The sequence below is a fragment of the Pseudonocardia sp. McavD-2-B genome (genome assembly GCF_024124365.1).
In the GTDB taxonomy this organism is placed as follows: Bacteria; Actinomycetota; Actinomycetes; order Mycobacteriales; family Pseudonocardiaceae; genus Pseudonocardia; species Pseudonocardia alni.
The window spans coordinates 1-14998 of the sequence record NZ_JAMXSG010000136.1 but is presented as its reverse complement, the minus strand read 5'-3'; the positions used below and the strand labels follow the sequence as shown (position 1 = coordinate 14998).

General features: G+C 74.2%; 17 protein-coding genes. 8 read left to right on the top strand and 9 right to left on the bottom strand.

All coding sequences use genetic code 11. The features are described from left to right. The 3 genes from NH602_RS18070 to NH602_RS18060 all read right to left on the bottom strand — a co-directional run. The coding region (locus tag NH602_RS18070; protein ID WP_253068401.1) for a hypothetical protein at window positions 1-258 on the bottom strand (258 nt) is incomplete at its 3' end. 304 nt (window positions 259-562) lie between these two features. Beyond that, on the bottom strand, window positions 563-1744 hold the full coding sequence (locus NH602_RS18065) for an NADP-dependent malic enzyme (RefSeq protein WP_253068400.1): 1182 nt from the start codon (window positions 1742-1744) through the stop codon (window positions 563-565). Window positions 1745-2026: 282 nt separating this feature from the next. Then, window positions 2027-3028, bottom strand: coding sequence for a serine protease (locus NH602_RS18060; protein ID WP_179761903.1), 1002 nt, complete (start codon window positions 3026-3028; stop codon window positions 2027-2029). Window positions 3029-3189: 161 nt separating this feature from the next. On the opposite strand from NH602_RS18060, the gene NH602_RS18055 reads away from it, so the two are divergent. Next, a complete protein-coding gene (locus NH602_RS18055) occupies window positions 3190-3810 on the top strand; it encodes a histidine phosphatase family protein (RefSeq protein ID WP_073578566.1) in 621 nt (206 codons plus the stop codon). Beyond that, window positions 3807-4304, top strand: a complete 498-nt coding sequence (locus NH602_RS18050) for a GNAT family N-acetyltransferase (protein ID WP_179761902.1) — start codon at window positions 3807-3809, stop codon at window positions 4302-4304. Before NH602_RS18055 ends, NH602_RS18050 begins: the two co-directional genes overlap by 4 nt. Here the strand turns inward: NH602_RS18050 and NH602_RS18045 are convergent. Beyond that, window positions 4301-4729 carry a hypothetical protein gene (locus NH602_RS18045; protein WP_100878641.1) on the bottom strand — a complete coding sequence of 143 codons (429 nt, stop codon included), beginning with the start codon at window positions 4727-4729 and terminating at the stop codon, window positions 4301-4303. The two genes, NH602_RS18050 and NH602_RS18045, sit on opposite strands and share 4 nt — an antisense overlap. Before the next feature lie 83 nt (window positions 4730-4812). Here NH602_RS18045 and NH602_RS18040 point away from each other — a divergent pair, with 83 nt between their 5' ends. Beyond that, on the top strand, window positions 4813-5763 hold the full coding sequence (locus NH602_RS18040) for a diacylglycerol kinase family protein (RefSeq protein WP_020623034.1): 951 nt from the start codon (window positions 4813-4815) through the stop codon (window positions 5761-5763). A gap of 477 nt (window positions 5764-6240) precedes the next feature. After that, a complete protein-coding gene (locus NH602_RS18035; RefSeq protein ID WP_043277332.1) occupies window positions 6241-6492 on the top strand; it encodes a WhiB family transcriptional regulator in 252 nt (83 codons plus the stop codon). A gap of 479 nt (window positions 6493-6971) precedes the next feature. Here the strand turns inward: NH602_RS18035 and NH602_RS18030 are convergent, their stop codons facing one another. Then, on the bottom strand, window positions 6972-8486 hold the full coding sequence (locus NH602_RS18030; protein ID WP_253068399.1) for a PAS domain-containing sensor histidine kinase: 1515 nt from the start codon (window positions 8484-8486) through the stop codon (window positions 6972-6974). A gap of 92 nt (window positions 8487-8578) precedes the next feature. Here NH602_RS18030 and NH602_RS32250 point away from each other — a divergent pair, with 92 nt between their 5' ends. Further along, window positions 8579-8653 (top strand): 50S ribosomal protein bL37, encoded by a 75-nt coding sequence (locus NH602_RS32250; RefSeq protein WP_369804880.1) that lies wholly within the window; start codon window positions 8579-8581, stop codon window positions 8651-8653. A gap of 83 nt (window positions 8654-8736) precedes the next feature. Here NH602_RS32250 and rsrA read toward each other — a convergent pair whose 3' ends face one another. Together rsrA and NH602_RS18020 are read right to left on the bottom strand one after the other, a co-directional pair. Continuing rightward, complete coding sequence (gene rsrA / locus NH602_RS18025; protein ID WP_179763035.1) at window positions 8737-9081, bottom strand: mycothiol system anti-sigma-R factor; 345 nt, start codon at window positions 9079-9081, stop codon at window positions 8737-8739. A 41-nt stretch (window positions 9082-9122) separates the two neighbouring features. Continuing rightward, entirely contained in the window at window positions 9123-9767 is a 645-nt protein-coding gene (locus NH602_RS18020) for a sigma-70 family RNA polymerase sigma factor (protein ID WP_062403710.1), read from the bottom strand. A 315-nt stretch (window positions 9768-10082) separates the two neighbouring features. Between NH602_RS18020 and ybaK the strand changes: the two genes are divergently transcribed. The 3 genes from ybaK (at window position 10083) to NH602_RS18005 (ending at window position 13733) form a co-directional block, all read left to right on the top strand. After that, complete coding sequence (ybaK, locus tag NH602_RS18015; RefSeq protein ID WP_073576317.1) at window positions 10083-10559, top strand: Cys-tRNA(Pro) deacylase; 477 nt, start codon at window positions 10083-10085, stop codon at window positions 10557-10559. Between the two features lie 112 nt (window positions 10560-10671). Beyond that, complete coding sequence (locus NH602_RS18010; RefSeq protein ID WP_073576318.1) at window positions 10672-11493, top strand: SAM-dependent methyltransferase; 822 nt, start codon at window positions 10672-10674, stop codon at window positions 11491-11493. A gap of 20 nt (window positions 11494-11513) precedes the next feature. Further along, complete coding sequence (locus NH602_RS18005; protein ID WP_073576319.1) at window positions 11514-13733, top strand: bifunctional diguanylate cyclase/phosphodiesterase; 2220 nt, start codon at window positions 11514-11516, stop codon at window positions 13731-13733. Here NH602_RS18005 and NH602_RS18000 read toward each other — a convergent pair. Together NH602_RS18000 and NH602_RS17995 are read right to left on the bottom strand one after the other, a co-directional pair. Further along, the gene (locus NH602_RS18000; protein WP_253068402.1) at window positions 13696-14619 is read right to left on the bottom strand and encodes an ABC transporter substrate-binding protein; all 924 of its coding nucleotides are present in this window, start codon (window positions 14617-14619) and stop codon (window positions 13696-13698) included. The two genes, NH602_RS18005 and NH602_RS18000, sit on opposite strands and share 38 nt — an antisense overlap. Before the next feature lie 48 nt (window positions 14620-14667). Beyond that, window positions 14668-14998: alpha/beta family hydrolase (locus NH602_RS17995; RefSeq protein WP_374210198.1), on the bottom strand; the 331-nt coding region annotated here is incomplete at its 5' end.

Sequence of the window (14998 nt, the reverse complement as noted above, 5' to 3'; positions counted from 1 at the left end):
GGAGATCTCGGCGTCCGGTGCGGCGGCGAGGTTCAGGGCCTCCGCCCGGTCGAGGAGCGGCTCGTCGTCGGGACCGGGCCGGGCGCGGCCCGCCGGGGTGCCGCCGGGACCGGCGAAGGCCCGGGCGAGGTCACCGGCGAGACCGGGGTCCCGGTCCCTGTCGCGGCGGGCACCCGGTGCCTGCTCCGCGCGTCCACCGGCCGGGTCCCCGACCGATGCACCCGGACGGTGTCCCGCCCGCGATTCCTGCTCCGACACGCCCGCCTCCGTTCCGTTCGGCAGCTCCGTGGGGAACAACGAGCCACCGTGCCGGGCGATCCGGGCGGGTAGACCGATCGAGCCACCCGACACAGCGAGTGACGGGACCGTTCGGCCCAACGTCGTTGCTCTGCCCGTCACTCACGGGTGGTGACAGGTAGTCGCCGGAGGGTGAAGGGTGTGACGTGCTCGGCGAGCGGTGGCAACCGATCCGACCGTGTGTGTCCGACCGCTCACAGCGCGCCGTGCCGTTCGGCGCAGACCCCGATTGCACACGTTTCGTAATCGGGGTTATGGACGGTCGTCAGTCTGCGGTCACGCCGGCGTCGCCCGCGGCGCGGGCCACCGCCGCGGCGACGGCCGGTGCCACCCGCGGGTCGAACGGGCCGGGCACGATCTTCTGCGGGGACAGCTCGTCGGCGACGACGTCGGCGATGGCGCGGGCCGCCGCGACCTTCATGTCGTCGGTGATGCGGCGGGCGTGCGCGTCCAGTGCGCCGCGGAAGATCCCCGGGAAGGCCAGCACGTTGTTGATCTGGTTCGGGAAGTCGCTGCGACCGGTCGCGACGATCGCGGCGTGCCGGGCCGCGACGTCCGGGTGCACCTCGGGGTCGGGGTTGGACAGCGCGAAGACCATGCACTCCGGGGCCATCGTGGCCAGCAGGTCCTCGGGCAGCGTGGCGCTGGAGAGCCCGACGAACACGTCCGCGCCGGCCAGGGCCTCGGCGATCCCGCCGGTGACCCCGCGCGGGTTGGTGACGGCGGCCAGCGCCGCCTTCTCCCCACCGCGGCCGGCGTCGACGACCCCGCGCGAGTCGAGCAGTACGACGTCCGAGGCACCCGCGGTCAGCAGGATGCGTGCGCAGGCGATACCCGCCGCGCCGGCCCCGGAGACCACGATGCGCAGGTCCGACAGCGAGCGGCCCTGCACCCGGCAGGCGCCGTCGAGGGCGGCGAGCAGCACGACGGCGGTGCCGTGCTGGTCGTCGTGCATGACCGGGCAGTCGAGCGCCTCGACCAGGCGGCGCTCCAGCTCGAAGCAGCGCGGCGCGGCGACGTCCTCGAGGTTGACCGCGCCGAAGGTCGGGCGCAGCCGGACCAGGGTCTCCACGATCTCGTCGACGTCGGTGGTGTCGAGGACCAGCGGGATCGAGTCGAGCCCGGCGAAGGACTTGAACAGCGCCGACTTGCCCTCCATCACCGGCAGCGACGCGCGCGGCCCGATGTCGCCGAGGCCGAGCACCGCGGTGCCGTCGCTGACGACGGCGACCAGCCGGTGCGCCCAGGTGTAACGGGCGGCGAGCGAGGCGTCGTCGGCGATGGCGCGGCAGACGTCGGCGACACCGGGGGTGTAGGCGATCGACAGGTCGCGCTCGTCGGCCAGCGGCGCGGTCAGACCGGTCGCGAGCTTGCCGCCCTCGTGCGCGCCGAACACCTCGTGCCGGTCGGGGGCGGAACGGGTGGTCGGGTCCTGGGCGAGCGTCATGGGAAGACTCCACGGGTGGTGCGGTACGAGAGCGGCGCACGGACGCGCCTGCCGTTGCACCGGGCGTCGCGGGTTGACGTCGACCTGCTCGCGGTGCCGGACGGCCATCCCGCGCACAGCGCCGGGATAGGGGCGCCGAGCCGGGACGAGCTGTCGGATCTGGCGGCGAGTCTAACCGGGTGGACGCCGGGAACCGGTCACCCGGCGCGTCCGGAGTGGCCACCCGCACACCGACGGGTGGGCGGATCGCCGCACGCCCGTCCCGGGAGCCGTGGGCCCGGGTCAGCGCAGCGGCGCCGGAGTGAGGTCGGGCAGTGGGAGCGCGGGCAGCGACGGGCCGCCGGGCAGCTCGGTCAGCGGCAGCACACCCGGCGTGAACGGGACCCGGCCGGGGACGACCTCCAGGGCGCCGACCTCGCCGTAGCGCTCGGCGTAGGCCAGTGCCCGGGCGATGTCGGTGACCCCGTTGGTGTTGGTCGGCAGCATCAGGCTCGACAGCAGCCCGAACGCCCGGCCGCGCGCGTCGAGGTAGCCCGAGCCCGAGTCGCCCGGCACCCCCGGCGGCGTGGTGGAGACGACGTGTGTGCGCGGCCCCTCCGGCTGCCCGAGGCTCAGGCCCTGCTTGTACGGCGTCGCCACGAGCTGGTTGGGCTGGAAGCTGTAGACCTTCTCCCCCTGCTCGGTGCCGTCCGTGTCGAGCCCGGTCGGGCCGCCGAAGCCGGGGACCGTCGGGTCGGCGACGGCGACGGCCGCCGGGCTCAGCTGGATCAGCGACAGGTCGTTGTAGAGGCACAGCTGTGGGTCGGTCTCGCCGCGGTCCTGCATGACCGCCCAGGAGTTGTAGGCGACCCGTCCGGTGTAGTTCTTCCCGTCGCGGCCGCGGATGCCGACCTCGATGCCCTCCGGCATGACCGGCTCACTGCAGCCGTCGACCGAGGACATCGCGTCCTCGCCCGCCATGCAGTGCGCGGCCGCGCCCAGGTAGAGCACCCCGGCCGGGGCGGCCTGGTGCTCGGCCCCGCGGCCGCCGGGCTCGTCGCGGTTCCCGTCCTGCCCGGCGGCCGGGGTGTAGAGGAAGTTGGCGGTGCACAGCTCGGCGCCGCCGGTGACCGGGGTGGCGATCTGCACGCCCGGGCCGATCGCCCCGGCCTGCACCGCCGGGGCGGCCGTCGCGGTGCCCGCGGCGACGGGCGCGGTGAGCGCGGCGGTGATCGCGAGGCCGGCCGCGGCGGCGATCCCGGCGATGCGCCGCCGCGCGGGGCGGCGGGAGAACTGCGGCGACATGACGCTCCTCGGCTCGTGGTCCGCCACGGATCCCATCCGATCCGGCCACTCTGCGGGTACGGCGCGCCCGGCGGACTGCCCGGTCGGGTCCGGATCCGACCCGACCGGGTGACCTGATCACCACGAGCGTCCCGCTGCGTCCGCGACTAGCGTCGCCGCCCGTGAGCACCGACGCCGATCCGGACGGACGGATCCTCCTGCTGCGCCACGGCGAGACCGAGTGGTCGCGCACCGGGAAGCACACCGGCCGCACCGACGTCCCGCTGACCGACGAGGGCCGGGCCGCCGCCCGCCGGGTGCGCGACGCACTGGCCCTCGTCCGCCACGACGCCCCGCCCGCCCGGGTGCTCTGTTCCCCGCGCACGCGCGCGAGGGACACCGCCGAGCTGGCCGGGCTGCGCGTGGACGCGGTCGACGACCGGCTCGTCGAATGGGACTACGGCGACAACGAGGGCTGGACCACGCCGCAGATCCGCGAGTCCCAGCCGGGCTGGACGATCTGGGACGGGCCGTGGCCCGGCGGCGAGACCCCCGGCGACGTCGCCGCGCGCGCCGACGCCGTGCTCGCCGACGCGCGCGCCCTGCTCGGCGGCGGCGACGTCGTGCTCGTGGGACACGGCCACTTCTCCCGGGTGCTGACGGCGCGCTGGATCGGGCTGCCCGCGAGTGGCGGTGTGCACTTCCGCATGGACCCGGCCGGGGTCAGCGTGCTGGGGTTCGAGCGCGGGGTCCCCCGCCTCGACCACGTCAACCAGCGCCCCACCCCCGCGGAGGACCAGTGAGCGTCCGTACGGCCACCCCCGACGACGTGCCGGTCGTGGTCCGGCTCGTGCACGAGCTGGCCGACTACGAGAAGGCCGCGCACGAGTGCGGGCTGACCGAGGACCAGCTGCACGCCGCACTGTTCGGCCCGGACCCGTCGGCCGGGGCCTTCGTGGCCACCGGCGACGACGGCGCGGTCGTCGGCACGGCCATCTGGTTCCGGACCTTCTCCACCTGGGAGGGCGTCGCCGGGATCCACCTGGAGGACCTCTACGTCACCCCCGGCGCCCGCGGCGGCGGGCACGGCGCGGCCCTGCTCGCGGAGCTGGCCGCCGAGGTGACCCGGCGCGGCTGGAAGCGCCTGGAGTGGAACGTGCTGGACTGGAACACCCCGGCCATCGGCTTCTACCGCTCCGTCGGCGCGGTGCCGAACGAGGGGTGGACCACCTACCGGCTCACCGGCGACCCGCTCGTCGCGCTGGCCGGGCGGAACGGCGGGGCGGCGGCCCGCTAGTCCTCGGGGTACTCGTCGCCCATCGACCAGCGCCGAGACTGCTCGCTGATCAGCATCAGGAACGTGAACAGCACGAACAGTCCGCAGACGATGCCCCACACCAGCTGACGGCTGGGGCCCAGCGCGTAGTAGATGGCCGGGAACAGCAGCAGCTGCACGACGATCGCCGGGGTGCGGCAGCCGTGCACCCCGCGGACCAACCCGTACCCGACACCGGCCACGGCGGCCGCCAGGAGCACGAAGATCCCGGCCTCGGCGAGCCCGTAGTAGAGGCGGGCGCCACCGGCCTCCAGCGCGCGTACGCCCAGCACGACCGCGAGGACCGCGCCGACGAGCCCCTCGGCCGCGACGAGCACCCCCGCCACCCGCACGTTCTCCGGCGGTCGCTCCCGCGTCACGGGGCGGTCGTCGCGGTCATCGGCCACCCACCGAGGATAGGCCGCCCGCCGCGGCGGCCACCGCCGGGCGGCCGACGGACCGGCCGGTGCGCGGTCGATACAGTCGCTCCGTGCGCGCGCTGCTCGTGGTCAACCCTCAGGCCACGTCCACCACCGCCGCCGGCCGGGACGTGCTGACCAAGGCCCTGGCCAGCGAGCTGAAGCTCGACGTCCTGCAGACCCGCTACCGGGGCCACGCGGCGGAGGCGACCGCGGCGGCCGTGGCGGACGGCGTCGAGCTCGTCGTCGCGCTCGGGGGCGACGGGACGGTCAACGAGGTCGTCAACGGGCTGCTGGCCGCGCAGACCGGCTCGGGCAGCGGTGCCCCGCGGCCGGACCCGGACGCCACCGCGATGCTCGCGGTGGTCCCCGGCGGCTCGGCGAACGTGTTCGCCCGCGCCCTCGACATGCCGCGCGACCCGGTCGAGGCGACCGGGCACGTGCTCACCGCGCTGGCCCAGCGGCGGCGACGGCTGGTCGGTCTCGGCTGGGCCGACGACCGCTGGTTCACCTTCAACGCCGGCATGGGCTGGGACGCCGAGGTGGTGGCCGCGGTCGAGCGCGCCCGCGCGCAGGGACACGAGGCCAGCCCCGGCCGCTACGCGCTGACCGCGATCGCCCAGTACCTCGCGCAGCTGCGCCGTCCCCCGTCGATGACGGTGGAGCTCCCCGACGCGGCACCGCTGACCGGGGTGCGGCTGGCGTTCGTCTCCAACACCGACCCGTGGACCTTCCTGTCCGGCCGCGCGGTGCGGACCAACCCCCGCTCGTCGTTCGGCAGCGGGCTGGGGCTGTTCGCGCTCACCGGGCTGAGCCCGCGGACGATCGCCTCGACCCTGCGCCAGATCCTGGCCGCCGACGGCGACCCGCACGGGCGGCACATCGTCCGGCACGACGCCGTCGGCCGGGTGCGGATCACGTCGGAACAGCCTCTCGCTCTCCAGCTCGACGGCGACCACCTCGGAATGCGCACCGACGTGGAATTCCTCAGCGTGCCCGGAGCGTTACGCGTCGTCGTGTGAGACGGACGGTTCGTCGCGCATCGTGCGGGCGCTCTCACACGCCGGAGTGAGCAACCGCGCCATTCACCGATGTGAGCGGACCGTCGGTCCCGTTGGGGCTTACACCAGGCCAAACCCGTGATCCAAGGTGGTCCCTACGCAAGCGAGGCCACGAGCAACGCCGCTCGTGGAGGTTCCGTCCCACCGGGCCGGACCCCTCACTCAGAGGGTGTCCGGGTCGACATCGTTTTCGGGTGGCCGATTCCGGGTGGGACAGGGACACTGGATCGTGGAACCGGCCCAGGGCGGCTCGAAGTCCCGGGCACTGGTCTGTCTGCGTGCGTTCCCTATGAGGGCGCTCACGCATCCCGCGAGCAGTTTCCCATTGAGGACCGCGGTGGCTCGTGAAAGTATTCACAAGCTGCGAAACACGCACGTAACACCAAGCGCACAGACGATCGGCGCGACCCCGATCGCGCACCAGAGGAGAAAGTGATCATGGACTGGCGTCACGACGCGATCTGCCGCGACGAGGACCCGGAGCTGTTCTTCCCGGTCGGCACCAGCGGCCCTGCCCTGATGCAGATCGCGGAGGCCAAGAGCGTGTGCCGGCGTTGCCCGGTCACCGAGTCGTGCCTGCAGTGGGCTCTCGAGTCCGGCCAGGACGCCGGTGTCTGGGGCGGCATGAGCGAGGACGAGCGGCGCGCCCTGAAGCGGCGCAGCACCCGTCCGCGCGCTCGCACCGCGTAGGCAGCCCCGCCCGGGTACTCGCCCGGAATGCGGCAGGAACAGCTGTCCCGGACAGCAGCTCCGAACAGTAGAAGAAGTAGCTCCCCGACCTCGGGCCCGTAGCCGGACGCCACCGGCCACGGGCCCGAGGTGCGTTCGGGGTGATCTGCCACCCCGGTGTGAGGGTCGACCACGGTGCCGGCGCGACCACGGCACCGGGATCAACGGTCACGGCACGAGCGTATCCGGTGCCCTCCGGGCCCCCGCCCACGCCCCGGGTCACCGGGAGTGACCGGGATCGGTCACCCGCCGCACCGCAGCGACCGCCCGGGGACGACGAGCATGTCCCCGGTTGCCTCTGGCCGCCGTCGTCCGCGCCGTCCCTGGGCCCTCTCCGAGCCGTCCTGCGCGGCTCCGCCGGCCTGCTCCCAGGGGAACTTTCGGGGCGCTCTACGCCACGAGAGTTCCCCTGGGAGCACGCCCGAAGGGCGGTGGGGCGTTCAGGAGCCGCCGAGTGGTACCCGGACCACCGCCACCGTGCCGCCGCCCTCCCGGGCCCGCACCTCGATCGTCGCCTCCAGCTCGGAGGTCAGCAGTGTCCGCACGATCTGCAGACCCAGCCCCTTGGGCCTCTCGAAGTCGAAGTCGACCGGCATGCCGTGGCCGTCGTCGGCCACCGACACCTCCAGGCGGCTCGCCGAGCGCACCGGGCTGACGACCACCTCCCCCGCCGTGCCGGGGTCGTAGGCGTGCGCCAGCGCGTTGTGGGTCAGCTCGGCCAGGACCAGCACCAGCGGGGTGGCCTTCGCCGCGGGCAGCGCCCCGAACCCGGAATCGACGCGCACCCGGGCGCGGGACTCGGTCGTCGCGCCGTCGCGGATGGCGGGCAGCACCTTCGGCAGCAGCTCGTCGAGCTCGACGACCTCGGCGACGGAGTAGGCCAGCGCCTCGTGCACCAGCGCGATCGAGGTGACCCGGCGGACCGACTCCTCCAGCGCCCGGCCCGCCTCCGGGTTCTCGCTGCGCCGAGCCTGCATCCGCAGCAGCGCCGCGACCGTCTGCAGGTTGTTCTTCACCCGGTGGTGGATCTCCCGGATGGTGGCGTCCTTGCTCATCAGCGCCGCGTCCCGGCGACGCAGGTCGGTCACGTCGCGGACGAGCACCAGCGCGCCCGCCGCGTCACCGCGGGGCCGCAGCGGCAGCGCACGCACGAGCATCGTCGCCCGGCGGCCCTTGACCTCCATCCGGGTGGACGGGGCGCCGTCGAGGGCCTCGTTGATCCGGCCGGCGACGTCCTTCGCGTCGAACGGGTCCAGCACGAGCGCCTTGGTGACGGTCGCGAGGTCGGCGCCGGCGACGTCGCTGGCGTGACCCATGCGGTGGTACGCCGACAGCGCGTTCGGGCTGGCGTAGGCCACGTTGCCGTGCACGTCGAGGCGGACCAGGCCGTCCCCGGCGCGCGGGCTGCCCTCGGCCGAGCCGGGCGGACCGGACTGCGGCGGGAACGTCCCGTCGACGATCATCTGGCACAGGTCCGATGCGCTGCCGAGGTAGGCGATCTCCAGCGGGCTCGGGACGCGCGGGGTGGACAGGTTGGTGTCCCGGGACAGCACCGCCACCGTGCGGCCCTTGAAGCGCACCGGGATGGTCTCCCGGCGCACCGGCACCTCCAGGTGCCAGCGCGGGTCGTCGTCGCGGCAGATCCGGCCCTCCAGCACCGCCCGGCGCAGCTGGCCGACCTCCACCGGCACCGCCCGGCGGCCGACGACGTCGTCCGGGTGGGCGGTCGGTGCGGTGGTCGGCCGGGCCTGGGCGACGCACAGGAACTGCGCGGTCGCCGCCCGGGAGGCACCGCCCGTCCCCGCGTGGAGGTCGTCCAGCGGCACCCACAGCAGGAAGTCGGCGAAGGACATGTCGGCCAACAACTGCCACTCACCGACCACGCGCTGGAGGTGATCGGCGGTCTCGCCGTCCATCGTCGTGTGCTCGGCGAGCAGCTCGCTCAGCGTGGTCACGATCGCCCATCCCACCACATGCGAGAATCGCGCGTACGAAGCTCCCGCGGCAACGCCGCGGAACCGTGACCCGGACGGGAAGGAGGGTCGAGATGTCCAAGCGTGCACGCAAGCGCCGTGACCGCGCCAAGAAGGGCGCCAACCACGGCAAGAAGCCGAACTGCTGAGTTCGGCGACACCGACGCGAGAGGGCGGGCACCCCGGTGGGGTGCCCGCCCTCTCGCGTGTGCCGCCGGAGCGGCGGTGCCGGTCAGCCGCCGGAGCGGCGGTACTCGGTGCGCTGGTGCGACACCGAGACACTCGTACCGTCCGGGCCGCTCTCCACGGTCACCTGGGCCTGCTCGAGCACCGCGGAGCGGATCTGCGACCGCAGCCGGTCCTTGAGCCCGGCCGGGGCCGCCTCGCCGCCGCACTTGCGGGCCAGCAGCGCCTTCAGCTTCTCGTCGATGCCGTACTCGGCAAGGCAGGGCCCGCACTCGTCGAGGTGCTGCTGGAGCAGGCGTCGTCGCTCCTGGTCGCACTCGTGGTCGAGGAACAGCCACACCTCGGCCAGCACCTCGGTGCACCCGGTGTTCGCGGGCGGGTCCTGGATCATGGGGTTGCGCTCGAGCGGTGCGCCCGAGCCCTCGGCGGCGCTCACGATGCCGTCACCTCCCGGTCCCCGGTCGCGCCGGCGGCCCCGTCGCGGACGAATCCGCGCTCGCGGGCCACGTCGGTCAGCATGTCGCGCAGCTGACGCCGGCCGCGGTGCAGCCGCGACATGACGGTGCCGATCGGCGTGCCCATGATCTCGGCGATCTCCTTGTAGGCGAACCCCTCGACGTCGGCGAGGTAGACCGCCATGCGGAAGTCCTCCGGCAGGCCCTGCAGGGCCTCCTTGACGTCGCTGTCGGGCAGCGCGTCGAGGGCCTCCACCTCGGCCGAGCGCAGACCGGTCGAGCTGTGCTCACCGGCCTGGGCCAGCTGGTAGTCGGTGATCTCGTCGGTCGGCGACTGCAGGGGCTGACGCTGCCGCTTGCGGTACCCGTTGATGTAGGTGTTGGTCAGGATCCGGTACAGCCACGCCTTGAGGTTGGTGCCTCGCCGGAACGACCCGAACGCCGAGTACGCCTTGAGGAAGGTCTCCTGCACCAGGTCCTCGGCGTCGGCCGGGTTCCGGGTCATGCGCAGCGCGGCGCCGTAGAGCTGGTCGAGCAGCGGCATCGCGTCGCGCTCGAAGCGGGCCGTGCGGTCGGAGACGCTCTCGTCCTCGGGCGCACGGTTGCCGTCGGCGTCGGCCACGCCGACCAGGGCGGCGAGCTCCGCGGGATCGGTCCCTGCCGCGCCCGTCTCCGGCTGACCCGGCTGATCCGGCTGTACTGACAAAGGTTCCCTCTCCAGTGACACGAGTCGCGCACCGGTGCGGGTCACCGGCACGGCGGACGCGTCGGAGGGTACGCGCCCCGGCCGCTCACGGCCGTCCGGCGGCGCGGCCCCGGGCCTCTCCATCACTGATGTCGTCACGTACGGAACAACGGTGCGCCGCCGGAGGGCATTCCCGTAGGTTCTCGTCGGCGCCCGGGGCACGGCCCCGGGGACGGGTATGGGAGGACGACCATGGCGGGCAGGGGCACCCCGGCGACGGCGCTGCTGGCGAGGCGCGGCGTGGCGCACGAGCTGCACACCTACACCCACCACGACGGTGCCGGCTACGGCGAGGAGGCCGCCGCCGTCCTGGGGCAGGACCCGCGCCGGGTGTTCAAGACCCTCGTCGCGCTCGTCGACGGGGCCATGACGGTCGGGATCGTGCCGGTGTCGGCCCAGCTGGACCTCAAAGCGCTGGCCGCCGCCGCGGGCGGCAAGAAGGCCGTCATGGCCGACGTCGCCGACGCCGAGCGGGCCACCGGCTACGTCGCGGGCGGCATCTCCCCGCTGGGCCAGCGCAAGCGGCTGCCGACCGTCCTGGACGCCTCGGCGCAGGAGCACCCGACGGTGTTCTGCTCCGGGGGCAGACGTGGCCTGGAGATCGAGCTCGCCCCGGCGGACCTGGTGGCGCTCACCGGCGCCGTCGTCGCACCGATCGCAACCGGCTGACCGCAGAGAGTCACCCGGACGGGTCCGATCCGGGCTCCGCGCCAGTAGGGTCGATCACCGACGGCAGCAGGACGCCGTCGCCTTCGATCGAGACGAGCTACGGGGAGCACGCGTGGACCGACCGGCATGGGCGCCCGACGAAGTGGACATGACCAGCCCGAGCGTCGCCCGGGTCTACGACTACTACCTGGGCGGGTCGCACAACTTCGAGGCCGACCGCGCCTTCGCCGAGAAGGTGCTCGACGCGCTGCCCGAGATGGCGGCCGTCGCGCAGGCCAACCGGGCGTTCCTGCGCCGGACCGTGCACCACCTGTGCGCCCACGGGATCCGCCAGTTCCTCGACCTCGGATCCGGCATCCCGACCGTCGGCAACGTGCACGAGGTCGCGGCGACCGCCTGCGACGACGCCCGGGTCCTCTACGTCGACCACGACCCGATCGCCGTCGCGCACAGCCGTGCGCTGCTCGACGGCGACCCGTCGACGGCCGTCCTCGCCGCCGACCTGACCGACCCGCGCCGGGTCCTCGACGACCCGGTGACCCGGACCCACCTCGACCTGTCCCGGCCGGTGGCGGTGCTGCTCGTCTCGGTGCTGCACTTCGTCCCGGACGAGGCGGACCCGGCCGGGATCATCGCCGCCTACGCCGGCGCGGCAGCCCCCGGCAGCCACGTGGTCGTCAGCCACGCGAGTGACGAGGGGGGCCTCTCCGGTGCGAGCCGGGCCCAGAACCTCTACAACAGGGACAGATCCCCGAACCGGATGCGGATGCGCGACACCGAGGAGGTCGCGGCGCTGTTGGGTGATCTGGAGCTGGTCGAGCCCGGCGTCGTGCGGATCCCGCTCTGGCGTCCGGAGTCCCCGGTGGGCCCCGAGGCGCAGCGTTACCCCGGGCTCGCCGCCGTCGCCCGTCACGCCGGGCAGCCCGGGATCTGACCGTCGGAGGGAGAGCCGTCGTGGCGAAGCCCGTCCCCGTCCTGCCCGGTGGGCAGGGGCCGGGGCCGTCGGCGCTGGCCGACGCCTGGGTGCGCGCCATCGAGGCACGAGGCTTCGTCTCCGCCGCCCGCGCCGACCTGTACGCGGTGCTGTCCGGCGCGGCCTGGTGGTTCACCGCCGTCGTCGAGGGGCGGGCCGAGGAGGCGGTCGCCGAGGACGTCGGGGCCGAGCTGGTCGCCGCGCACCTCACCGACCCGGCCGCGCTGCGCTGCTCGATCGACGTCCTGGCCCAGCACTTCGCCGGGCTCAACCCGGACCCGGAACGGTTCCGCCGCTGGACCGCGGCGGTCGGGGCGCTGTCGACGGGGTACGCCCGGACGCTGCGCGATCGCACCCGGTTGGAGCAGGAACGGATCAGTTCCGCCGCGTTCGCGGCGCGCGCCGCCGCCGAGGACGCCCGATGGCAGTCCGAGGCGCGCTACGGGGTCGTGTTCGAGAGCTCCGTGCTCGGCATCAGCGTCGCCGACACCGGGGGTCGCATCCTGGAGGCCAACCGCACGCTGACCGCCATGCTCGGCTACCGGCCGGGCGATCTCGTGGGCCGCTCGGTGTTCGAGTTCATCCACCCCGAGGACACCCCGGAGATGTGGCCGCAGATCGAGGCCATGCTCGCCGGGCGGATCGGGCACGCCCGGATGGAGAAGTCCTACTTCCGGGCCGACGGTGACCAGGTGTGGACCGAGCTGACCGTCTCGCTGGTCCGCTCCCCCGACGGCGAGCCCCGCTACCTCGTCGCGATGGTCTCCGACGTCACCGAGCGGCGCCGCCTGCAGTCACGGCTGCGCCACCAGGCCGAGCACGACCCGCTCACCGGTCTGCCGAACCGCTCGCTGTTCTTCACCCGGCTCGAGACCGCGCTCGCCGGCCCGTACGGCTCCCCCGCCCCGGTGGGGGTCTGCTACCTCGACCTCGACGGTTTCAAGGCCGTCAACGACACCCTCGGCCACGACGCGGGCGACCAGCTCCTGCGCACCGTCGCGCACCGCCTCGACGCCGAGCTCCGGCCGGCCGGGCACACCGTCGCCCGGATGGGCGGCGACGAGTTCGTCGTGCTCGTGGAGCGCTGCGCCGGCGTCGAGCAGCTGACCGCGGTCGCCGAGCAGGCACTGGCGGTCGTCCGACGGCCGGTGCACGTGCGCGGCCGGGAGGTCGTGGTCTCGGCCAGCATCGGGATCGTCGACCGTCCGTTCGCGGTGGACTCCGGCACCGCCGGTGCCGAGGGGGCGGCCGAGCTGATGCAGGCCGCGGACACCACGATGTACTGGGCCAAGCGCGACGGCCGGGACCGGATCGCGGTGTTCGACCCGGCCCGTCACGCCAACGACGTGCATCTGTTCGAGCTGGCCGGGCGCATGCCGGGCGCGTTGGACCGCGGTGAGTTCCATCTGGAGTACCAGCCGCTGGTGTCGCTGCACGACGGCTCGGTCGTCGGGGTGGAGGCGCTGGCCCGGTGGCGCACCGCCGACGGCGAGCGGCTCGGCCCGGACGTGTTCATCCCGCTGGCCGAGCAGACCGGCCTGATCGTGCCGCTGGGGCTGCACCTGCTGGAGCGGGCCTGCACCGACGCCCGGTGCTGGGTGGACGCGGGCGCCGACGCGGGGCTCGTGCTCAGCGTGAACGTGGCGGGCCAGCAGCTGCGCAGGCCCGACGCCGTCGCCCGCATCGCCGACGTGCTGGAGCGGACCGGGTGGCCGGCGTCGTCGCTGCAGCTGGAGCTGACCGAGAGCGACCTCATGTCCGCCGCCGGGCGCCCGGTGCAGGCGCTGGAGGAGCTCTCGCAGCTCGAGGTGCGGATCGCCATCGACGACTTCGGCACCGGCTACTCCAACCTGGTCTACCTGCACCGGCTGCCGGTGGACGTGCTCAAGCTGGCCGGGTCGTTCGTCACCGGGCAGGGCGGTCCCTGCCCGGGCGACGACGGCGTCCCGCACGACGTCGACAGCCCGGTGATCCTCTCGGCGATGATCGAGCTGGCCCACACCCTGGGGCTGACCGTCGTCGCGGAGTCGGTGGAGACCGAGGGCCAGGCCCGGCGGCTGCACCAGCTGGGCTGCGACATCGGGCAGGGCTGGCACCTGGGCTCCCCGGTCCCGGCCACGGAGATCGCCGCCCGGCTCACCGCGCCCGGCGGCGACCCGGGACTCAGCCCGCGGCGGCCCGCTCCCGGACCTCGTCGATGACGCGCTCGGCGCCCAGCACGCCGATCCCGACCATCCACGTCTCGTCGTCGACCTCGTGGACCGCGCTCGCGCGCACCGCGGGCAGCGGGCCCCACAGCCGTTCGACCGCGGCACGGGAGCCCGACGACGGGTCCTGCGCCCGGTCGGTGAAGAACACCACCTCGCCGTCGATGCTCCCGGCCAGCTCGGGGGCACTCTCGATCATCGAGTACTCGTTCCACGGACGGTCGCCGAGGTCGTAGCCCATCGCGGTGAGCACCGAACCGGAGAAGCTGCGGGGGCCGTAGAGCCGGAACGACTCCGGGCGGAACCGCACGATCGAGGCTGTCCGGCCGGGAGCGCCGACCTCGCGTCCGACCGTGACCGCGCGCTCGCGCCAACCCGACAGCAGCTCCTCCATCCGGGGCCGGGCGTCGACGGCGTCGGCCGTCACCCGGGCCTGCTCCTCCCAGTCGGTGCCGCTGCCGACGGAGAACACCGTCGGGGCGATCCGGGACAGCTGCTCGTAGAGCGGGCGGTGCCGGACCGCCGACCCGATGATCAGGTCGGGGCGCAGCCGGACGACCGCCTCCAGGTCCGGCTCGGCGATCAGCCCGGTGGACTCGGTGCCGGTGAGCCGGTCCGCGAGGTAGGGCGGGTAGCCCGCCCCGGCGGCGGAGACGCTCGCGCCGACCGGGACGGTCCCGAGCGCGACCAGCGCGTCGAGGTGCGGGGAGTCGAGGACGACGACCCGGGCGGGCCGGGCGGGCAGGCGGGTCTCACCCATCGCGTGGGTCACGGTGTAGCCACCCGGCGCCTCGGGCCCGGGGCCGGAGCCCGCACCGCAGCCGACGGCCGCCCCGAGTACCAGCAGCACCGCCACGAACCGGGCGAACGGTCTGATCATCACGAACTGAACATAGGCCGGAATTGAGGGTAGGCAACCCTCACGAACTCACCGGGTGAGTGTCGCCAGCCACTCCCCCACGGCGGACCCCAGCAGGTCGTGCTGCTTCATCAGGCCGTGGTCGCCGTCGAGCAGGACGACCCGGCGGTCCGGACCGTCCCCGGGGACGCCGAAGCGGTCGCTGCGGCCCTGCACCACGAGCACCGGCACCCCGGCCGCCTCGAGCTCCGGGGCCCGCGTCCGCTCCGGGCGGCCCGGTGGGTGCACCGGGAAGGCCAGGCACAGCACCGCGGCGGCACCGGCCGTCGTCGCCGTGCGGCAGGCGACGCGCGCGCCGGAGCTGCGGCCGCCGACGACCAGCGGGCCGTCGTGGCCGGGC

Excerpts from the sequence above, each read along its gene's own strand:
- NH602_RS18065 (WP_253068400.1), bottom strand. The coding sequence starts at position 1,744 with ATGACGCTCGCCCAGGACCCGACCACCCGTTCCGCCCCCGACCGGCAC.
- NH602_RS18060 (WP_179761903.1), bottom strand. The coding sequence starts at position 3,028 with ATGTCGCCGCAGTTCTCCCGCCGCCCCGCGCGGCGGCGCATCGCCGGG.
- NH602_RS18035 (WP_043277332.1), top strand. The coding sequence starts at position 6,241 with ATGGACTGGCGTCACGACGCGATCTGCCGCGACGAGGACCCGGAGCTG.
- rsrA (WP_179763035.1), bottom strand. The coding sequence starts at position 9,081 with ATGATCCAGGACCCGCCCGCGAACACCGGGTGCACCGAGGTGCTGGCC.
- ybaK (WP_073576317.1), top strand. The coding sequence starts at position 10,083 with ATGGCGGGCAGGGGCACCCCGGCGACGGCGCTGCTGGCGAGGCGCGGC.
- NH602_RS18000 (WP_253068402.1), bottom strand. The coding sequence starts at position 14,619 with ATGATCAGACCGTTCGCCCGGTTCGTGGCGGTGCTGCTGGTACTCGGG.